This is a genomic window from Chryseobacterium ginsenosidimutans, assembly GCF_024807225.1.
Taxonomy (GTDB): Bacteria; Bacteroidota; Bacteroidia; order Flavobacteriales; family Weeksellaceae; genus Chryseobacterium; species Chryseobacterium ginsenosidimutans.
In genome coordinates this window covers 1,823,843-1,843,994 of sequence record NZ_JANUCO010000001.1, presented here as the reverse complement: position 1 = coordinate 1,843,994, position 20,152 = coordinate 1,823,843, and the positions used below count along the sequence as shown (strand labels likewise).

The 20,152-nt window shown below is 36.0% G+C and carries 14 protein-coding genes and 1 pseudogene; 3 read left to right on the top strand and 12 right to left on the bottom strand.

The window, feature by feature from the left end; translation table 11 throughout:
• Positions 1-59: 59 nt before the first annotated feature.
• From truB to J3D55_RS08790, 4 genes are all read right to left on the bottom strand, one after another.
• Positions 60-761: a tRNA pseudouridine(55) synthase TruB gene (gene truB, locus J3D55_RS08805; RefSeq protein WP_259130438.1), complete on the bottom strand. Its 702-nt coding sequence runs from the start codon at positions 759-761 to the stop codon at positions 60-62.
• A gap of 57 nt (positions 762-818) precedes the next feature.
• Complete coding sequence (locus J3D55_RS08800) at positions 819-1,637, bottom strand: undecaprenyl-diphosphate phosphatase (protein ID WP_259130436.1); 819 nt, start codon at positions 1,635-1,637, stop codon at positions 819-821.
• A 98-nt stretch (positions 1,638-1,735) separates the two neighbouring features.
• On the bottom strand, positions 1,736-2,035 hold the full coding sequence (locus tag J3D55_RS08795) for a DUF3098 domain-containing protein (RefSeq protein WP_259130435.1): 300 nt from the start codon (positions 2,033-2,035) through the stop codon (positions 1,736-1,738).
• Between the two features lie 2 nt (positions 2,036-2,037).
• The gene (locus tag J3D55_RS08790; RefSeq protein WP_259130433.1) at positions 2,038-2,937 is read right to left on the bottom strand and encodes a cell division protein FtsX; all 900 of its coding nucleotides are present in this window, start codon (positions 2,935-2,937) and stop codon (positions 2,038-2,040) included.
• 92 nt (positions 2,938-3,029) lie between these two features.
• Between J3D55_RS08790 and rsmA the strand changes: the two genes are divergently transcribed.
• Positions 3,030-3,800, top strand: coding sequence for a 16S rRNA (adenine(1518)-N(6)/adenine(1519)-N(6))-dimethyltransferase RsmA (gene rsmA, locus J3D55_RS08785; RefSeq protein ID WP_259130432.1), 771 nt, complete (start codon positions 3,030-3,032; stop codon positions 3,798-3,800).
• A gap of 284 nt (positions 3,801-4,084) precedes the next feature.
• Here rsmA and J3D55_RS08780 read toward each other — a convergent pair whose 3' ends face one another.
• The 8 genes from J3D55_RS08780 to J3D55_RS08745 all read right to left on the bottom strand — a co-directional run bounded on the left by J3D55_RS08780 (position 4,085) and on the right by J3D55_RS08745 (position 16,825).
• On the bottom strand, positions 4,085-6,454 hold the full coding sequence (locus J3D55_RS08780; RefSeq protein WP_259130431.1) for a choice-of-anchor L domain-containing protein: 2,370 nt from the start codon (positions 6,452-6,454) through the stop codon (positions 4,085-4,087).
• Between the two features lie 120 nt (positions 6,455-6,574).
• On the bottom strand, positions 6,575-10,156 hold the full coding sequence (locus J3D55_RS08775) for a choice-of-anchor L domain-containing protein (RefSeq protein WP_259130430.1): 3,582 nt from the start codon (positions 10,154-10,156) through the stop codon (positions 6,575-6,577).
• Between the two features lie 173 nt (positions 10,157-10,329).
• On the bottom strand, positions 10,330-12,696 hold the full coding sequence (locus J3D55_RS08770; protein ID WP_259130429.1) for a choice-of-anchor L domain-containing protein: 2,367 nt from the start codon (positions 12,694-12,696) through the stop codon (positions 10,330-10,332).
• Positions 12,697-12,895: 199 nt separating this feature from the next.
• Positions 12,896-13,444 carry a DUF1003 domain-containing protein gene (locus J3D55_RS08765; protein WP_259130428.1) on the bottom strand — a complete coding sequence of 183 codons (549 nt, stop codon included), beginning with the start codon at positions 13,442-13,444 and terminating at the stop codon, positions 12,896-12,898.
• Positions 13,445-13,454: 10 nt separating this feature from the next.
• Positions 13,455-14,228, bottom strand: coding sequence for a TIGR02757 family protein (locus J3D55_RS08760; RefSeq protein ID WP_374759473.1), 774 nt, complete (start codon positions 14,226-14,228; stop codon positions 13,455-13,457).
• Between the two features lie 6 nt (positions 14,229-14,234).
• Positions 14,235-15,149 carry a ribonuclease Z gene (locus tag J3D55_RS08755; protein ID WP_259130427.1) on the bottom strand — a complete coding sequence of 305 codons (915 nt, stop codon included), beginning with the start codon at positions 15,147-15,149 and terminating at the stop codon, positions 14,235-14,237.
• Positions 15,150-15,300: 151 nt separating this feature from the next.
• Positions 15,301-15,888, bottom strand: a complete 588-nt coding sequence (gene rdgB / locus J3D55_RS08750; protein WP_374759472.1) for an RdgB/HAM1 family non-canonical purine NTP pyrophosphatase — start codon at positions 15,886-15,888, stop codon at positions 15,301-15,303.
• A gap of 106 nt (positions 15,889-15,994) precedes the next feature.
• Positions 15,995-16,825 (bottom strand): CPBP family intramembrane glutamic endopeptidase, encoded by an 831-nt coding sequence (locus J3D55_RS08745; RefSeq protein WP_259130425.1) that lies wholly within the window; start codon positions 16,823-16,825, stop codon positions 15,995-15,997.
• 157 nt (positions 16,826-16,982) lie between these two features.
• On the opposite strand from J3D55_RS08745, the gene J3D55_RS08740 reads away from it, so the two are divergent.
• Positions 16,983-18,167: an MFS transporter gene (locus J3D55_RS08740; RefSeq protein ID WP_259130424.1), complete on the top strand. Its 1,185-nt coding sequence runs from the start codon at positions 16,983-16,985 to the stop codon at positions 18,165-18,167.
• A 145-nt stretch (positions 18,168-18,312) separates the two neighbouring features.
• Positions 18,313-19,909, top strand: a pseudogene (locus tag J3D55_RS08735) (peptide chain release factor 3).
• Positions 19,910-20,152: the final 243 nt, after the last annotated feature.

The following is a 20,152-nucleotide window of genomic DNA, read 5'->3' as shown; positions in this document are numbered from 1 at the left end:
TTTTTGCTGTGAAAAAGCTTTAAAACAAAAAAATAAACTCAGAATTAGTATTGTTTTTTTCATTCTTCAGTTACAAATCTAAAATCATTTTCCAAAAAATCAGATGTTGCGTCTTCAATTTTATAGTCACCGATTTTTGTTCTTCTTAATTGTGTTAAATATGCTCCTACTACCAATTCCTGTCCAATATCGTGAGCCAGACTGCGAATGTAAGTTCCTTTTGAGCAGCCTACCGTAAAACTTATTAAAGGAAGATCAATCTTGACATCTTCAATATAGAGAATCGTTGTTTTTCTGGATTTCATTTCAACCTCTTCTCCTTTTCTAGCCAAATCATACGCTCTTTTTCCATCAATTTTAATGGCAGAAAACACCGGCGGAGTCTGATCTATTTCACCCAAGAATTTTTCCAAAGCATTTTTAATCTGTTCTTCCGTGATATGCGAAAAGTCCTTTTGAAGAATTTCAGGCTTTTCGGTGTCGTAAGATTCTGTTTGTACACCAATTTTTATTTCCGTCCAGTATTCTTTCGGGGCATCCTGAATTTCAGGGATTTTCTTGGTGAATTTTCCACAACAGACGATTAAAAGTCCGGTTGCTCTCGGATCAAGCGTTCCTGCGTGACCTATTTTGAATTTTTTGGGTAGATTAAACTCTCTTTTGAGTTTGTATTTCATTTTATTGACTGCCTGAAAAGAAGTCCAATCCAAAGGTTTGTCTAATAAAAATATGTGTCCTGATTGTAAGTCTTCAGTAGTCATTTTATTATGGGTGATGAGTAATTGATAATGAGTAATTTTGAAATCTTTGCTTATGAATTATTTAAACCAATAGAAATAAATCAACAAAGCCAGTCCTACAAAAATACGGTACCAACCCCAAGGTTTGAATCCATATTTATTTAAAACTCCGATGAATGCTTTGATTGCGATTAATGCAACGATAAATGCCACAACATTTCCTACGATAAAAATGGTGATATGATCTTGCGATGCCATAATCATTTCATACCCTTTCTGTGGAGTTGCCGTTTCTTTTCCCCAAGTTTTCACGAAAACAGAATAAACCGTCACAGCCAACATTGTGGGAACAGCCAAAAAGAATGAGAATTCTGCAGCAGCTTTTCTGGTAAGACCTTGCGCCATTCCGCCGATGATTGAAGCAGCACTTCTACTTGTTCCGGGCATCATGGCAAGACATTGCCAAAACCCGATTGCTACTGCTTTTTTTATGGTAATTCCTTTTTCATCATCGATTTTCGGATTTTTAAACCATTTATCTGCAAACAATAAAACCACACCACCAATCACTAAAACCGACGAAATAGCAATCTGATTACCTAAAACCGCTTCTATTTTATCATCCAATAAATATCCTAAAACCAACGCAGGAATTACTGCAAAACCTAATTTAAAATAAAATTGTAAATTTTTTAAATCAAAGAATTTTTTCCAGTATGCCACGACCACCGAAAGAATGGCTCCAAACTGTATGGAAACCTGAAACATTTTTAAAAATTCGGTTTCCTCCAATCCCATTAAGTTTGCGGTAAAACCCATGTGTGCAGTGGAAGAAATCGGAAGATATTCCGTTAATCCTTCGATAATGGCAATGATGATTGCTTTGATTAAATCCATAGTATGTATACAAAAATTTAGAGATTAAGAAATTTAGAGACTTAGACACAACGTTCTAAATTTCCGAATCTTTTAATCTCTAAATAAAAATTTATTAATTATTTTCTTTTTAAAATCGCATAAATTTCAATTGCAAAGCCAATTACGACAAAAAACGGCGCAATTCTGATTCTGCGGAAAGAAAAAATGTCTTCGTTCCAGGAGTTCGGATCAAATTTTCCGTCTACTGTATTCGCATCGTGCCCCATCATTAGAAGGAAACCACCTACGATAAATGCTAAACCGATAAGCATCCACTTAAAGTTTTGCTTTCCGAAGTAAAAAGTGTTTTCCTGAGGAACTTCACTTGTTTCTTTTCCGAAATTTTCGGCGGAAAATTTATTTGTTTTTTTGCTCATTTTTAAGAGTAATATAAGTCGTCAACGTTTGATCTTAGGAATCTCCATGTGGCAATCACCGTACTTAAAACCGTAATGAAAACACCTACTCCAAGTATCAGTAAAACCAACCAGAAATACTGGTTATTATCCTGTACAAACGCAGATCCTATCTGGCTTGTGAAATAATACCAAACTCCGAATAAGGCTAAAAGACCGATCCCGGAACCGATAGCTCCCAAAATAACCGCTTCAATGATGAAAGGTTTTAAGATAAATCTTCTTTTTGCTCCCACCAACTGCATGGTTTTGATAATAAATCTCTTAGAGAATATTTTCAGACGGATTGAATTGTTGATTAATACAATCGCTAAGATTAAAAATAGTATAGAAAAACCTAAAATCCATTTAAGAATTCGAGTAAGGTTATTGTAAACATCCACCATTAAAGTGCTGTCGTTCTTTACATCAATAATTCCCGGAACCGCTTTAATTACCTTGATGGCACCATCAATTTTTGCAGGATCTACGTATTCCGGTTTCAGAGCGATTTCTATAGATGAAGGGAAAATATTTTCTTCAAAAAGTGCATCAGTATCGATTCCCATACTTTTTTTAGCCTCTTGTGAAGCCATTTCTCGGGTAATGTAAGTTGCTTTTTTCACAGGAGCCAATGTCTGAATCTCTTGGTAGACTTCAGCTTCCATTTTTGCAATTTTTACAGAATCTTTAGCGTCGTAGTTTTCATCAAAATAAGCATTTACCACAAGCTGTTCTTTGATATAGTCGGAATATTTTTGAGCATTAATTAAAATAAGCCCCATTAATCCTAACAAAAATAACACTAAGGCAATACTAATTACTACTGTAATATTGCTAGACCTAAGCCTTTTCTTATTAAACTCATCTACAGATTTAGCCATTAATATTAAAATTTTTGGCTAAAATAGAAAAAATCTTCCGAAATTTGGGAACGAAAAAGAGAAAATCACTGTTAATTAAATCATAAAAAACATTGAGTGTAAAAGCAAAAAAGCATCTTGGTCAACACTTTTTGACCGATGAAAATATCGCAAAAAACATTGTTGATGGTCTTAGTTTTGAAGGCTATCACAAAGTTATGGAAGTAGGTCCGGGAATGGGCGTTCTTACCAAATACCTTCTGGAAAAAGACCAGAACATTTATCTTGCAGAGATTGATAAAGAATCAATCGAGTACCTTAAAAACAATTATTCTAAAGTAACGGAAGAAACTTTTGTCGGTGATTTTTTGAAACAGGACTTTAACTTTACCAATGGTGAACAGATCGCTATTATCGGAAATTTCCCTTATAATATTTCTTCACAGATTCTGTTTCAGATCGTGGATCATTATGAGCTGATTCCTGAAATGGTTGGGATGTTTCAAAAAGAGGTTGCAGAGAGGACTGCTGCCGTTCCGAGGACAAAAAGCTACGGAATCCTATCTGTTTTGATTCAGGCGTATTATGACACCTCCTATATGTTCACAGTGCATGAAAATGTATTCAATCCTCCTCCAAAAGTAAAATCTGGAGTTATCAGACTTACCAGAAACCCAAAAGAAGGATTGGCAGGAAATGAGGTTTTGTTTAAACAAATCGTGAAAGCAGGTTTCAACCAAAGAAGAAAAAAACTTTCGAACGCTTTGAAGATTTTAAATATTCCGGAAGCCTTGAAAGAACATGATTTTATGGATAAAAGAGCGGAAGAATTGAGTGTTTCTGATTTTATTTCGTTTACACAGCTCTGGAAAGAGAACCAATAATTTTTAGTAAAGAAAAGATTTAGTCTGATAAAAATTTAACCGCAAAAGAAGCAAAAGTTATTATTGACGTTAAAATTTAATTCATTAAAAAACAATATTTTACAAAAGAATAAAAATCAAATATTTTTAAAAACTAATGTGTTCTTATTTGTAGTTTAATGATAAACTTAAAATATTTAATGTGTTATTCTTTTGTCACTTTTGTGTTAAAAGAAAAGTTTAAGAAAATAAAAAAGCCTTTCAAATTTCTTTGAAAGGCTTTTTTTGCATTATCTATTATGTTATTATTCTCGGTTTTTAAGCATGATCCAACCAGATTGGCTCATATTTGTTTTTGATTTCGGATACAGGAAGTTGAACTTGTACCAGTACGTTGCAGTCGGTAATTTTTTACCTCCTACAGTTCCGTCCCAAATAGGATTCTGCTTCGTGAATCTGAACATCTCAGAACCATATCTGTCATAGATAGACCCTGTAAAGTTATTAAAGTTTCCAAGAGCTGTAAGATCTAAAGTATCATTGATACCATCTTGGTTTGGAGTAATAATATTCGAAATATGCAATGTAAAGAATTCTAATGCTCCAACGCAATGAGTTCCCACAGTTCTTACCTGAATTTGATACGTAGTATTATTCTGAAGACCTGTAAATACATTCGACTGTTGCCAAGAAATACCTCCGTCAATAGAAAACTCTGCTGTTTGCGGAATATTATTAATCATTGGAACTTCAGCGGTGATCGTTAATGTATTGCTGCTATAATCAATATTAGAAACAAAAGGAGAAGCTGCAGCGATTACATGAGATGTGAACGTTCTTTCACAAAATCCGTTTTTAACAACTACTGTATAGATTCCCCACTGATCTACATTGATCGTTTGCGTTATTGCACCAGTACTCCATAAATACGTATAATTTGGTCCTGCTCCTGCATCAAGAGTCACTCTGTCTCCCTGACACATTTCTACGTCTCTTAACGGAGAAGTAAGCTCAGGAACAACTTCAACGGTAATTTTAGCAGGTTGTAAAGATTTACATCCTTTTACTCCTATTGCATATACTGAAAACGTTGTTGTATTGTATATTGTAGCAGATTGAGTGTTTCCGGTACCCGGGAAGTTCCCCCATTCATACGTTGCACCTCCTGTAGCTGTAAGATCAACTGTATCTCCAGGACATATTTTTATTTTTGATGCCACAACACTTACGGTAGGGGTAGCTTCTTTTGATAAGGTTAATTTAACTGTCTTACTACAGAAACCTCCATTTGAAACTACAACGTAAAGAATCTGACCGTCCGTACCATTATAATGTAAAACATCCTGGATATAATTAGCATTTTGAGCAATTGCGTCTGCCTGATTTACATAAAAATGGAAAACTGCTCCCGGTGTTGTACTGATTGACGGCATCGCATCGGTTAAGTCAAACCAAGTGATATCCGGAGTTGTACAAAGCAATAATGAAGCATCAACTGCCGAAGGTGTTGTACCTCCGTTAATTTTTATATTCGCTTTACCCGGACAAGGATTTCCTGGGAAAGATACCTGAATTTCATAGTTACCCGGTTGAGTCGCTGTGATTGTAGGTGTTGTAGCACCCGGAACCGCAACTCCGTTGAAGAACCACTGATACGTCATGATAGGATCGCTTACAGAAGCTGTAATTACCTGAGGTACATTGTCACAAACATTAATTTCTTCCGGTAAAGTACCTCCTGAAGGATCTAATAATTCAACACCGATGTTGAAAGATCCACCTTCTAAGAATACTGCAGAGTCATAACTTGTATCTAAAGCGTCACCTAAAACCATTTTGAAGTGGTAAGACTGACCCGGAGTTACTGTTGCTGTAGCCGTTAAAGGAACTGTTCTACCATTAAAATTGGTTTCAATATTAGCCGTATTATATCCCCCGAAAAAAGCTACGTTCGGTGCACCACATCCCATATTTGTACCGGTAAAACTATTTTGAGGGTGAATATTGGTAACACTTACAGGTCCTGTTCCCGGAGTCGGCACAATTGCCATATTTACATAAGGACCTCCTGCAGTTGGTTTTAACAATAAAGCAAAAGCATCGGAGAAACTACAAGGGAATGACCCTGTATATTCTTCAGAAGCAAATAAATAATTAAATTTTACCTGACTAGAAGTGGGTACAAAGTCAAATTCTAAAATAACAGCATCATTAAGATTTCCTGAAGGGTTTGTAGCTGCTACAAGATCAGGATCACTTCCTGATTGCAAAGCATCTCCCAAGGTTGTACCAATATAGCTGTTTCCAGCCTTGTTTACATAACCTGTAGCTAAAACAATCCCGTCTTTAAAAGGAAAAGCAGTTGTTCCTCTATGAAAATATCCCCAAGATCTGTTCGCACTGGTTGCCGGCAAATTCGGGCTTACCTGAACGTTAGATACGTTTGGTGTCACACATGAATTGGTACCTGATGATATTAAAACATCTTTAATCAATTGTAAAGGATCATAAGCCGACGCTGGATATGTTGCATCATTAACATCAATAAACGCACCTGCCTTCATTGTTAAAGCGGATGCTTTTTCTTTTTGAAGTTTTCGTGGAGTATTTTGTGAATAAAAGAGACTCGAGGACGAGGCTACGAATAAGGAAAACAATAGTAGATATCTCTTCATAATAATTTTGTTTCAACAAATTTAATTTTTTTTTATAAATACCATACACATATTTGGCTTTTTTATACAAAAAAAGCAAAAAAAACCTCTCAAATTGAGAGGTTCTAATTTAAATATCTTTTAATTCCTGTTTTTTAACAAAATCCATCCGCTACGAAGCTCAAGTTTCTTACTTGCCGGATTTTCCCACTGTACGCGATACCAATAAGTGGCGGTTGGAATAGCGAGACTTCCTCGTAACATACCGTTCCAAACAGTATCATTTTTAGTGGCTTTAAACATTTCCTGACCATATCTGTCAAAGATTGAAGCAGCAAAATTATTATACTTACTAATTCCTGTAAAGTCAACCGTATCATTTTTACCGTCAGAATTCGGAGTAATTGCATTAATTACAACAAACGTGAAAAAAGATAATGTGGTACTACATTTTGCATCTTTTACTCTCACCATCATATTGTAATTGTTATTATCCAAAATATTATAGAAAATATTTGAATTCTGCCAAGTAATACCGCCATCAATAGAATATTCTAAAATTCCGCCTGCTGGGTTTGTCGTTGATAATGTTAAGACATGATTTTCATAAGTAACATTCGTAAACTGAGGCAGTGTAGGATTGATTAATTGAGCACTAAATACCTTAGAACAAGTTCCGTTACTGATTGTCACAGAATATGGTCCAGGTGTATTTACTGAGATTGTCTGTGTCGTTGCACCTGTACTCCATACATAGGTATAATTCGGTCCTGAACCAGCGTCTAAAATTCCAAAATCTCCGGCACAAGCATATACATCCTGTAATGTTGATACAATTGCGGGTACTACTTCAATTGTAATTGAAGTAGGATTAGCTACTTTACATCCGTTTCCACCCAAAGCAAAAACAGAATATGTAGTCGTAGTCGTAGGTGATACGAGCTGAGTATTTCCATTTCCCGGTAATCCTACCCATTCGTAAGTAATACCGCCCGATGCTGTTAATGTAACAGATTCTCCAACACAAATTTTAGATTTTGAAGCTGCTAAAATCGCTACCGGAGGACCTACAACGATGGTAATTGTAGCAGGGTTCGCAGAAATACATCCGTTAGCTCCTACCGCAAAAACAGTATATGTAGTTGTAGTTGCAGGGGAAACCACCTGAGTATTTCCGTTTCCTGGAAGACCTACCCAATTGTAAGTAGCCCCACCTGCAGCCGTTAAAGTAACAGACTCTCCCGGACAGATCTGTGCAAAAGTAGAAGTTACCGTTGCTACCGGAGGTGCTGTATTTTGAGTCACTGTAACTGCTAATGTATAGTTACAGTTTAAATTTCCTGGTTGGTTAACATTAGTTACCGTTAAAGTATACACTCCACCGGCATTTACAACCGGAGTCAAAGTAGTAGCACCAGAAACAATATTTCCACCTACTGTTGTCCAAGCAATTGTAGAACCTGCAGGAATTACCGATGCAGCGGCATTTAATGTAATCTGAGCCGTTGTACAGGTAATCTGCTGTGGCGGATCGATAGTTAAAGTGGTCTGCGGTGTGGATAACAATTGTAATGTGACCACATATCTACATCCTCCACTTACCACCAAAACAAAAATTGTCTGACCTCCCGCACTGTTAAAAGATGCCGGAGTTGCGATTGTATTTGCATTTCCTGCATTGGCATCAGCAACATTCACATAATAGGCAAAAGTAACCCCTGCTGCGGAAGTAATCTGAGGTTGAGCTTCCGTTAAATTATAATTAATACCTCCTGTCTGATAACATTTAAACAAAGTAGCATTCTGTACAGTAATCGGCTGAGATACCTGGATCGTAATTGTAGCAGGATTTGCAGAAACACAACCGTTTGCTCCTACCGCTGTTACGGTATAAGTAGTCGTAGCTGTTGGTGAAACTGTCTGAGTATTTCCCGTTCCCGGTAAACCAACCCAATTATAGGTTACCCCACCAGAAGCTGTTAACGTTACCGTCTCTCCTGAACATATCAATGTTTTTGAAGCTGTTAAACCGGTAGTTGGCGGAGCACTGTCTCCTGTAACTGTTACGCTTGCTGTACCAGTACATGTTAAATTTCCGGGCTGATAAATATTTGAAATCGTTAAAGTATAAACTCCGGCTAAATTCACAACCGGATTTAATGTATTTGCACCTGAAACAATGTTTCCTCCTGTCGTTGTCCAGTTGAATGTAGCTCCCGCAGGGAAAACAGAAGTCGAAGCATTCAATGTGATCTGTGAGTTGGTACAGGTTAAAATACCCGGAGGTGCAATAGTAGCTGTTATTTGAGGAGCTTTTATTAATTGTAATTCGGCAACTTTTGAACAAAATCCGTTTTTCACCAACACATAAACTGTTTGCCCTGCACTTTGAAAGGCTGTAGGTGTACCAATGGTATTCCCGTTTCCTGCCAAAGCATCTGCCTGATTAACATAATAAGAAAATGTAGCTCCCGGAGTTGCACTTATTGTTGCTTGCGCTGATGTTAAATTAAATGTTGCATTTCCCTGTGTATAACAGGAAGTAAGTGTTGTATTCTGTACTGTAGGGGAAGTTCCGCCGACAATGGTTATCGAAGCCGTTCCCGGACATGTATTTCCCGGTAAAAATACCTGAACAGTGTAAACTCCCGGTGCTGTTGCTGTATAAGAAGCATTGGTAGCTCCCGGAATTGGATTCCCTCCCAATAACCACTGATATGTTGCTCCACCTCCCTGAACTGATGCTGTAAAAGTCTGAGGTGCATTATCACAAACATTAATAGATGAAGGAAGCGCCACTCCTGCAGGATCTAACATCTGAACACCGATATCAAAAGATCCGGCTTCCAGAAAAACAGCAGAGTCAAAATTTGAATCCTGATAATCTGCCAAAACCATTTTAAAATGATACGTCACTCCCGGAGTTACCGTTGCCGTTGCCGTCAAAGGAGTTGTACGGCCATCAAAGTTTGTTTCAACCTGAGGATTATTAATCCCTGCGAAATACTGCACATTCTTTGGTCCGCAAGGTAAGCTTGCAGGGATAATATTCGTAACACTTACAGGTCCTGCTCCTCCCGGAAGAACAGCAAGATTGGTATAAGTAGGATCCGTAGATTTTTTTAATAACAATGCAAAACCATCAGAAATACTGCAGGTAAAATTACTTTGATATTCTTTGGAGGCGAATAAATATCTGAACGTAACTTTTGTAGAAGCAGGTACAAAATCAAATTCTATATAGGTTGCATCTCTTAAGTTTGCATTACTAACACCTAAAGCTGTTGCTAAATCTGCATCTCCCGTCGTAGGAAGAGCATCACTTAAAGTCCCTTGAAAAGTGTTTCCTGTTTTTCTCGCATATCCGGTTGTAAGGACGATACCTTTAGCGAAAGGAAAATTGGTGGTTGCTTTATTAAAGTATCCCCAACTTCTGTTTTGGTCACTCACCGCTAAATTAGGAGAAACAACGACATTACTTACATTGGCAGCAGAACATGCAGATCCGCCACTGATAAGTACATCTTTTACTAATTGCGTTATACTGTAGTTTGTTTCCGGATAGCCTGCAGCATTTACATCAATAAAAACTCCCGCTTTCATACTGGCAGCGGTAGGTTTTTTGACAACGCCTTTGCTCTGTCTGTCCTGAGCAAAAACAAAGCATCCCACAAAAACTAAAAATAAAGCCAAAAATAAATTTCTTGTCCTCCTATTTAACATTTTATATTATTTTAAACAAAAATACTATTTTTTTTGATTGAATTTCAATTCAATATCAATTACATTATCACCAATGCAATTACATTAATTTTAAAAATACTATTTTCAATTGGTTTAAAAACGAAAAAAAGACCAACAAATTGTCGGTCTTTCTTTATATATAACTTAAAATATTACTCAAAGTTTTTCAGCAATATCCAGCCCGTTTTCAGTGCCGGTTTTTTGCTTGCAGGATCTTCAAAGCTTACCTGATACCAGTAAGATGAAGTGGAAAGACGTTTCCCTTGGAAATACCCGTCCCAATAAGGCTGTAAGCTACTTGCTTTGTAAACTTCTTTCCCATAACGGTCGAAGATAGATGCCTTAAAGTCTTTATATTTATTCACTCCTCTGAAATCAATCATATCATTAATATTATCTCCGTTTGGAGTAATTACATTCTGCATTACAAAAGTGAAATATTCCAGGAATCCTACACAGCTTGTTTTCTTCACTCTTACTCTGATAGAAACAATAATATTTCTAGGAACATTCGTAAATGTATTTGAATTCTGCCAAGTAAGACCATTATCAATTGAATATTCCAGCGGTCCGTTGCTTGGGTTGCTTGCTGTAAGCACCATTGTTCCGTTTTCACTATAATTTACATTAATAATTTCCGGAATAATCGCCTGGATAACTTTCGTTGTAAATTCTTTAGTACAAACTCCGTTATTAATTGTCACAGAATAAGTTCCCGGTGTTCCTACAGAAATAGTCTGTGTTGTATCGCCTGTACTCCATGTATAATGATAATTCGGTCCTGCTCCGGCGTCTAAAGTAATGACATCGCCCTGACAAATCATTCCTCCTGAAAGGTTTGAAACAATTGCAGGAACCACCTCAACTATAATAGATGCAGGCTGTAAAGATTTACATCCCTGTGCACCAATTGCATATACCGAATAGGTTGTTGTCTGAGTAGGAGAAACTACTTGTGTAGCTCCGGTACCAGATAAATTCGTCCATTGATAAGTTACTCCATTCGCAGCCGTTAAAGTGGTAGATTCGCCTGCGCAGATTCTCACTTTTGTAGCGGTAAGCTGAGCGATAGGTGTTGCTTCTTTATTCAATGTTAAAGTAACCATTTTGCTACAGAAACTTCCGTTTGAAACAACAACGTATAAAACCTGTCCGTCTGTTCCCGGATAATTGCTTAAAGCTGCAGCACTAAGATAATTGGTATTTTGCGCAACCGCATCAGACTGATTCACATAATAATGCACAATCGCTGTGGTTGAAGGGGTAATCAACGGTGTTGCCGTATTTATATTAAATGTTGCAAGAGATGGTGTCGTACACAATTTCAACGTTGCATTTTGTGCAGGAGGTGTTGTTCCTCCGACAATCGTTATCGTTGCAGATCCGGGACAGTTATTTCCCGGAACAGAAACCTTCACTTCATAAACTCCGGGTGAAGTGGCAACGTAAGTACCAGTGGTAGCTCCATTGATAATTGCCCCATCCTTATACCATTGATAGGTCATCCCCGGTATAGCAGAAACCTGAGCAACCAAAGTTTGTGGAATATTATCACATATATTAAGGATACTTGGTAAAACGACTCCGTTTCCGTCTACAATTTTAATCCCTATATCGAAAGATCCTCCTTCAATGAATACGGCAGAATCAAAACCGGTATCTCTGTAATCGGACAAGATCATTTTAAAATGATAAGCCACTCCTGGTGTAACAGTAGCAGTTGCTGTTAAAGGAACTGTTCTTCCTTCGTAATTTGTTACAATATTAGACGCAGAATTATATCCTGCAAAATAGATTTCGTTGATCGCAGGACATCCTCCACCTCCGGAAATAAGAGGGTGAATATTAGTCATACTCACAGGTCCTGCTGTTCCGGGTAAAACCGCTACATTTACATAAGGTCCTCCTGAAACTGGTTTGATTAACAAAGCAAATGCATCAGAATATTGACACGGGTAACTCCCTGTATATTCTTCAGAAGCAAAAAGATAATTAAACTTCACCTGATTAGAGTTGGGTACAAAATCGAACTCCAACATTACATTATCGTTGTAATTATCACCAGGAGTGGTGATAGGAACTGCCGCTACCAGATCGGGATCATTCATTCCTGCACCTGTAACATTTGTGCTTGCACTCGATGCAACATTTCCTGCTTGTCTGGCGAAGCCTGTAGTTAAGACAATACCGTCTGTAAAAGGAAAATTAGTAGTTCCTTTATGGAAATATCCCCAAAACCTGTCATTATTAGTTGTCGGCTGATTAGGAGTAACCGTTACATTCGTCACATTGGGAACCGAACAAGTCGACCCTCCGTTGATAAGAATATCTTTCACAAGCTGCTCTGCACTGTAAGTAGAAGGTGCATATCCTGCAGCATTTACATCTATAAAAACACCAGCTTTATTGTTAACCGAAGTTACAACATTCTTAGGTGCTTTTCTTTGAGAAAATACTGAGGTAGAAACAGCCAATGTAAGTAAAGATAAAAGGTAGTTTTTTAGTCTATAATTTAACATTTTGTTGTTGTTTGTTCAAAAATACTACTTTTTTAATTTAAATATGGATAAAAAAAGCGTTATTGTTATCATAAATTTAAATTATTTGCTATCTTGATAAATAGAAGATAATATATCTAAAGAATGAAAAAAGACTGATAAAAATTATCAGTCTCTTAAATGTCTTTTTATCTATCAAAATAAAATTATTCCTTGTTGCTTATTCTTTTTTAAGCTCTTCAATTTTATTTTGCAGTTCTTCGATTTTATCTTTTAAAGATTTTATTTCATTTTTATTTGAGCTTACATTGCTTTTCAGCATTACATTTTTTGCTCTTTCACTATGATCTTCGTCGTCTTCGTCTTCATTAATTTCTTCGATATCCTCCTGAATATCCTCAATATCCTCGTTGATTTCCTCGATATCTTCACTAATTTCCTCAATATCCTCGCTAATCTCTTCGATATCTTCCTGAATATCTTCAATATCTTCCTGAATATCTTCAATTTTTTCATGACTTTTATTCACGGACATCTGGATGAAAATTGCCAGATAAATTGCTTCCAGAGAAACCACTGTTGTAAGAATCAACAGCATTTTATCAAATTCCACAATATGAAGCAAAGGCAACAGAAATGAAATCATAAAAAACAAAGTATGTGCAATCAACGACGGGATAGAGCCTATCCACCAAGTAATTCCATTGGCGATTTTTTCTAAAATCTCAATTTTCTCTAAAACTTCAATTTTTTCTTCGTTTTTTTTCATTTTGTTTTTTTTATAATAATTCTTTCGTCACTCCCAATCCAAACAGGGCAAAATCGTATTTTGCAGGATCTTTTTCATCAAATTTCCGAATAACAAGATCGAGTTCTTCCACCGTTTTCCAGTCATTTTGAGTTCTTGAAATCAATCCCAGTTTTCTTGAAATATTTCCTGTATGCACATCCAACGGAATCGAAAGATGCTTCTGATCTATGTTTTCCCAAATCCCAAAATCTACGCCACGCTTGTCTTTACGTACCATCCAGCGAAGAAACATGATAATTCTTTTCGTAGAAGAATTCTTGTAAGGCGAGCTTACATGTTTGTGAGTTCTGTGCTTTTCAGTGCCTAAAAACTGACTTCTGAATCGTTCGATCGCATGAGAAAAATTAGTTTCCGAATCATTTACTTGAAACAAATTTTCCAGACTTTCATTTTCTTTATAAATTCTGTTAAACTGTTTAATAAAATAGGTAAAATCTTCTCCGTTAAAGGTTCTGTGAATACTTTTATCCTGAATTTCCTTTAGATCTTTTTCAGAATAATTCAACACAAAATCATAAGGAGAATTCCCCATAATATCGAGCATTTTCTCTGCCGATTTTACGATTGCCTTTCTGTTTCCCCACGAAATTGTCGCAGTCAAAAAACCCACAATTTCAATATCCTGTCTCATAGAAAAACGATGCGGAATCTGCAGCGGATCATTTTCTATAAACTCCGGATGATTGTATTGATCGGCCTTTTCATCTAAGAAGATTTTTAATTCTTCAAATTTCAACTTCATTTTTTTTTAAATTTTCACTGGCTCTAGAGCCTTCGGTAAATATGAATTCGGAAAAATCGTTCTTGCTTCGTCTGTAAACACCGTTAAATCCCCATATCTATTGGAAAAATGTCCCAGAATAAGCTTCCCGACTTGAGCTTTCTGGGCAATTGTCGCCGCTTCCAAAGCCGTTGTATGACCTGTATAATCAGCCATTTCCTTCAGATCATGTAAAAATGTCGATTCATGATATAAAACTGTTACATTTTTAATAATAGGAATTACGCTTTCCAAATATCTTGTATCACTGCAAAATGCATACGAAATAGGAGGAACCGGATCAAGAGTAAGAATCTCATTTTTAAGAACATATCCGTCACTTAAAACAAAATCTTTCCCTGCCTTAATATTATGATAATCACAACTTTCTATCTCGCTGTATTTTGCAATTTCCTTCATATTCAGGTTTCTGTCTTTCGGTTTTTCTTTAAATAAATAACCGTTGCAGTAAATCCTGTGATCCAAAGGAATCGTATACACTTCTACTCTATTATCTTCGTAAATTTTTTCGGAATAATTTTTATCCAGTTCATGATAAACCACCTCAAAACCACGATGCGTTTCGGTAATTTTAAAGATCGTTTCCAGCATATTTTTAATCCCTTTCGGGCCGTAAACATGAAGCGGAGTATCTCTACCCAACAATCTGAAAGACGCAATGAGCCCCGGTAAACCAAAACAATGATCCCCATGAAGATGCGAAATAAAAATATGATTTATCCTTGAAAATTTTGCTTTTGCTTTTCTCAACTGAACCTGAGTTCCTTCTCCACAATCGATCAGAAAAGATCTCTCTTCTATTTCTAAAAACTGTGCAGTCGGAGAAGAATTGATCGTAGGAATCGCTGAGTTAAAACCTAATATCGTTAAATAAGTACTCAAATCAATAGTTTATTATAAAGACAAATGTACGGATTTAGGTTAAGACTAAGGTTTAGACTAGATTAAAATTATGTGGAAAGTGACTCTTAAAAATTTTAAGTTGATGCCACTTTTCAGACTTCATTTATCTAAATTTCAGTCTTAATTTACATCATTCTTTCACTTTTAAAAAATCTAAAAACAAATCCAACGCCTGTTTTCTGTGACTTATTTTGTTTTTATCTTCAGGATTCATTTCGGCAAAAGTCTTTTCATACCCTTCAGGAACGAAGATCGGATCATAACCGAAACCTTTGAAACCTTTATTTTCTGTCAATAAATTTCCGTGAACTCTTCCGTCAAAATATTGCGCTCCGTTTTCGTCGTAATAACATAAAACGGTGATGAAATAAGCTTTTCTGTTTTCTACACCTTCCATTTCGCTCAACACTTTTTCGATATTTTTTGTAAAATCGTGATCTCCTGCATAACGTGCAGAAAAAATTCCGGGTCTTCCGTCCAAAGATTCTACCACCAAACCGCTGTCATCGCCCAAACTAGGGATTCCTGTTTTTTCGAAGCAATATTTAGCCTTAATTAAAGCATTTGCGTTGAAAGAATCTCCATCTTCTACAATTTCTTCATGAATCTCATAATCAGTAAGACTTTTTACAACAAATTCGCTTCCTAAAATCTGCTGAATTTCTTCTTTTTTATGTACGTTGTGGGTTGCCACCAATAATTCCATATCCAATTTCATTTTTAAATTTTATTCTATCTAAACACTAATAACACTAATTTTTCACAAATAATCACAAATGGGATTAGTGTTAATTTGTGAAAATATTTGTGAGTTTTGTGTTTAATTAAATTTCTAAATAATGTATTTTATTTTTCTTCACAAACAGGTAATAGAATAAAGAAAATATTATTATTCCTATTAATAATAAAGTCCATTCCGGGATTTTGAAAGCGTCTGCGAAGCTTTCGTTTTTAGTATACGTTACCAATAATGTCGAGCACAAATTGTTAAAACCATGCAGCAACATCGGAAGCAGTAAAGATTTTGTTTTGTAATACACCAATCCTAAAACACAGCCCAACAAAACGGCACCGACAAACTGCCAAGGATTTCCATGCACCAATCCGAAAACAATGGATGAAAAAACAATTGCTTTCCAAGGTTCTACTCCATTATTCATCAATCCTTTCTGGATAATTCCCCTGAAAATAGTTTCCTCAAAAATAGGCGCCATAATTACCGCTGTGATAATCATGATGATAGGATCATCCGTTAATTGCGCCATTAAATCATTAAAATATTCATACAAATCACCAAAAACAGGTCCTGTTGTAGGAATTTGTGCAGTAATAAACTCAGAAATAAACATCATTCCGAGCATTAAAGGAAAAACTAACAGATAGGTATTGAAATTCGTGGGGGAAAAATTAAAATTAAGTTTTTTACCCGTTGTCCTTCTCACGATAATGAAATCAAAAGCCGCAATCGCAGAAAGGAATACAATGGCATTAGACAACATCAGAAACCAATCTTTCAGTGCTATATTTTGTTCAAAAATAATCTTGGAAAATGTGATAAGAAAAGATACAAACATCATCCCTACAAATAATCCCGCCAATAAAACAAGACCTCCGATCCATGTGAATTTAAACTGAGGATATCTGCTGTTTACCATGTTTTTTATGTAAAAAATTAAGAAAACAAAGATACTGATTTTATGGAACGATACATGATTATTGGTATTTTGAATGATAAATATTACCTTTTTAGTAGCCGGATTATTCTGATAAGATATTTTTCTGGAGTATCTTTGCAGCTTAATTTTTTTCAACATGGATAGTTTAGTAAATCGGTCAGAGAATGTGAATTTATCCTTGATTAGTTATGTATCTTTTACTTTCGTAGGATATTTCATCATAGGATTGTCTCTGTCTGTTCTTCCGATTTTTATCAATAAAAGTTTAGGTTTTGGGTTGGTGGTTGCCGGATTGGTAATCAGCTTACAATATGTTTCCACATTTTTTCTGAGGGCATATTCCGGAAAAATAATTGATGGAAAAGGTCCGAAACCCGCTGTTTTATTCAGTATGATAAGCTTTTCTTTGACAGGTATTTTTTTAATTATCGCTTATTATTTTAAATTCTCCCCATTTCTCAGTCTTTCATTTCTTGTGGTTACACGTTTACTCACAGGTTGTGCAGAGGGAATGATCGGCGCAAGTCCTATCAACTGGGCGATTATGGCTCTTGGTGAAAAACATACTGCAAAAATCATTTCTTATAATGGTGTAGCCTGTTACGGAGCATTAGCAATCGGAGCTTCTCTGGGAATTATCATCGAACAAAAATTCAGTTTGTATGGCATTGGAATTCTTTCCATCATTTTGGGAATTTTGGGATTTCTTTATGCTAAAACCAAAGAAAATAAAACCAATACCAATCCTCAAGATTCTCAGTCTTTCTGGAAAGTCTTGGGAAAAGTTGCTCCTTTCGGAATTTGTCTTGCTTTGGGAGGACTTGGTTTTGCCTGTATTTCCACCTTTATTACTTTGTATTATAATTATTTTCACTGGAATAATGGCGCGTTATGTTTAAGTGTTTTCGGAGGATTATTTGTTGCCGGAAGATTGGTTTTCAGTAATGTCATCAATAATTATGGCGGAATAAAAGTAGCGATTGCCTGTCTTTTGGTAGAAACCATCGGACTTTTAATTATTGCTTTTGCTACCACTTCACAAATGGCACTTCTTGGCGCGGGAGTTACCGGTTTAGGATTTTCATTAATTTTTCCTGCATTGGGAGTGGTTGCCATTAAAAGTGTTTCCCCTTCCAGTCAGGGTTCTGCATTGGCAGGTTATGGACTTTTCATCGATCTTTCTCTTGGTGTTGCAGGACCATTAATTGGCGCTGTAGCCGATATTTGCGGAATGAAATATATTTTCCCTTTCAGTGCGGCACTGGTTTTTGTGGGACTGGGATTGGCTTTTTTGCTAAAACGAAAATCAAGTTTAAAATAAAACACTAATCACACAAATGTTTTCACAAATTTCCACAAATTTAATTGTGTTAATAATTAGTGTTATTTGTGTTTAAATAAAACTTTAAAAATCAAATTTTCAGGATTCGACAAAATTCACGATTTTTGCAACTTCAATATACGATATGTCAGACTTAATCAAAGAAATAGAGAAAAGAAAAACCTTCGGAATTATCTCTCACCCCGATGCCGGAAAAACCACTCTTACTGAGAAGTTGCTACTTTTCGGAGGGGCAATTCAGGAAGCGGGTGCGGTAAAATCTAATAAAATAAAAAAAGGAGCAACCTCCGATTTCATGGAAATTGAACGTCAGAGAGGGATCTCTGTGGCGACTTCCGTGTTGGCTTTTGAATACAGAGACCACAAAATCAATATTCTGGATACTCCGGGTCACAAAGATTTTGCAGAAGATACGTACAGAACTTTAACGGCAGTTGACTCTGTAATCGTTGTCATCGATGTTGCAAAAGGGGTCGAGGAACAGACTGAAAAATTGGTACAGGTTTGTAGAATGAGAAACATCCCGATGTTGGTTTTCATTAATAAGCTTGACCGTGAAGGTAAAGATGCTTTCGATCTATTGGATGAAGTTGAGCAGAAATTAGGATTAACGGTTTGTCCGCTTTCTTTGCCAATCGGTATGGGAGCAGATTTTCAGGGAATTTACAATATCTGGGAAGACAATATTCAGTTATTTTTAGAAGAGAAAAAGCAGAAAGTAGGTGAAGCGATTAAGTTTGATGATATTAATGATCCTTCCATCGATGAAGTTATCGGTGAAAAAGCTGCAAAAAACTTAAGAGAAGAGCTTGATCTCGTTCAATCGGTTTATCCTGAATTTAATCGTGAAGATTATATGAAAGGTGATTTACAGCCTGTTTTCTTTGGTTCAGCTTTAAATAATTTTGGAGTTCGTGAATTACTGAATGCCTTCATCGATATTGCTCCAATGCCGCAGCCAAAAGAAAGCGATACCCGTTTGGTAAAGCCTGAAGAAACTACTTTTACAGGATTTGTTTTCAAAATCCACGCGAATATGGATCCGAAACACAGAGACCGTTTGGCTTTCGTGAAAATTGTTTCAGGAGTTTTCAAAAGAAACGAAAATTATCTGTTGGTAAGAGAAGGTAAGAAAATGAAATTCTCTTCTCCAAACGCATTTTTCGCAGATAAAAAAGAAGTGGTGGACGAAAGTTTTCCGGGAGATATTGTAGGTCTTCATGACACGGGAAGTTTCAGAATTGGTGATACATTAACTGGCGGTGAAAAACTAAGCTTTAAAGGCGTTCCTAGCTTCTCTCCGGAACATTTCAGATATATTAACAATAACGATCCGTTAAAGGCAAAACAATTGGCAAAAGGAATCGATCAGTTGATGGATGAAGGTGTTGCTCAGTTATTTACGCTTGAAATGAACAACAGAAAAATCATCGGAAACTGTTGGTGCGCTTCAATATGAAGTTATCCAATATCGTCTGGAGCATGAATATGGTGCAAAATGTACATACGAACCACTTTCCATGCACAAAGCTTGTTGGGTTGAAGCCGATGAAAAGTCTGATGAATACAAAGAATTTGCAAGATTAAAGCAGAGATTTTTGGCAAGAGACAAATACAATCAATTGGTTTTCTTGGCAGATTCATCATTTACAATTCACATGACACAGGAGAAATTCCCGAATGTGAAACTGCATTTTATTAGTGAATTTCAGAATGCTTAATTAGATTTAGAAATAATTAGCTTTAAATATATTAATCCGTGGGAGTTTTTCTGCGGATTTTTTTTGTTTGTTTTGAATTTAATCGTTGGAAAATCGCAAAAGGCGCAATTAAATTAATAGAATACTTTACGTCTTTGCGATTTTCCAACAAAAAAGATTTAAAATAATAAAGAAGTTAGATTCAAATAAACATTTAATATATTTTATCATTCTGAAAATTCTTTGTAAAACACTCCAAATCCA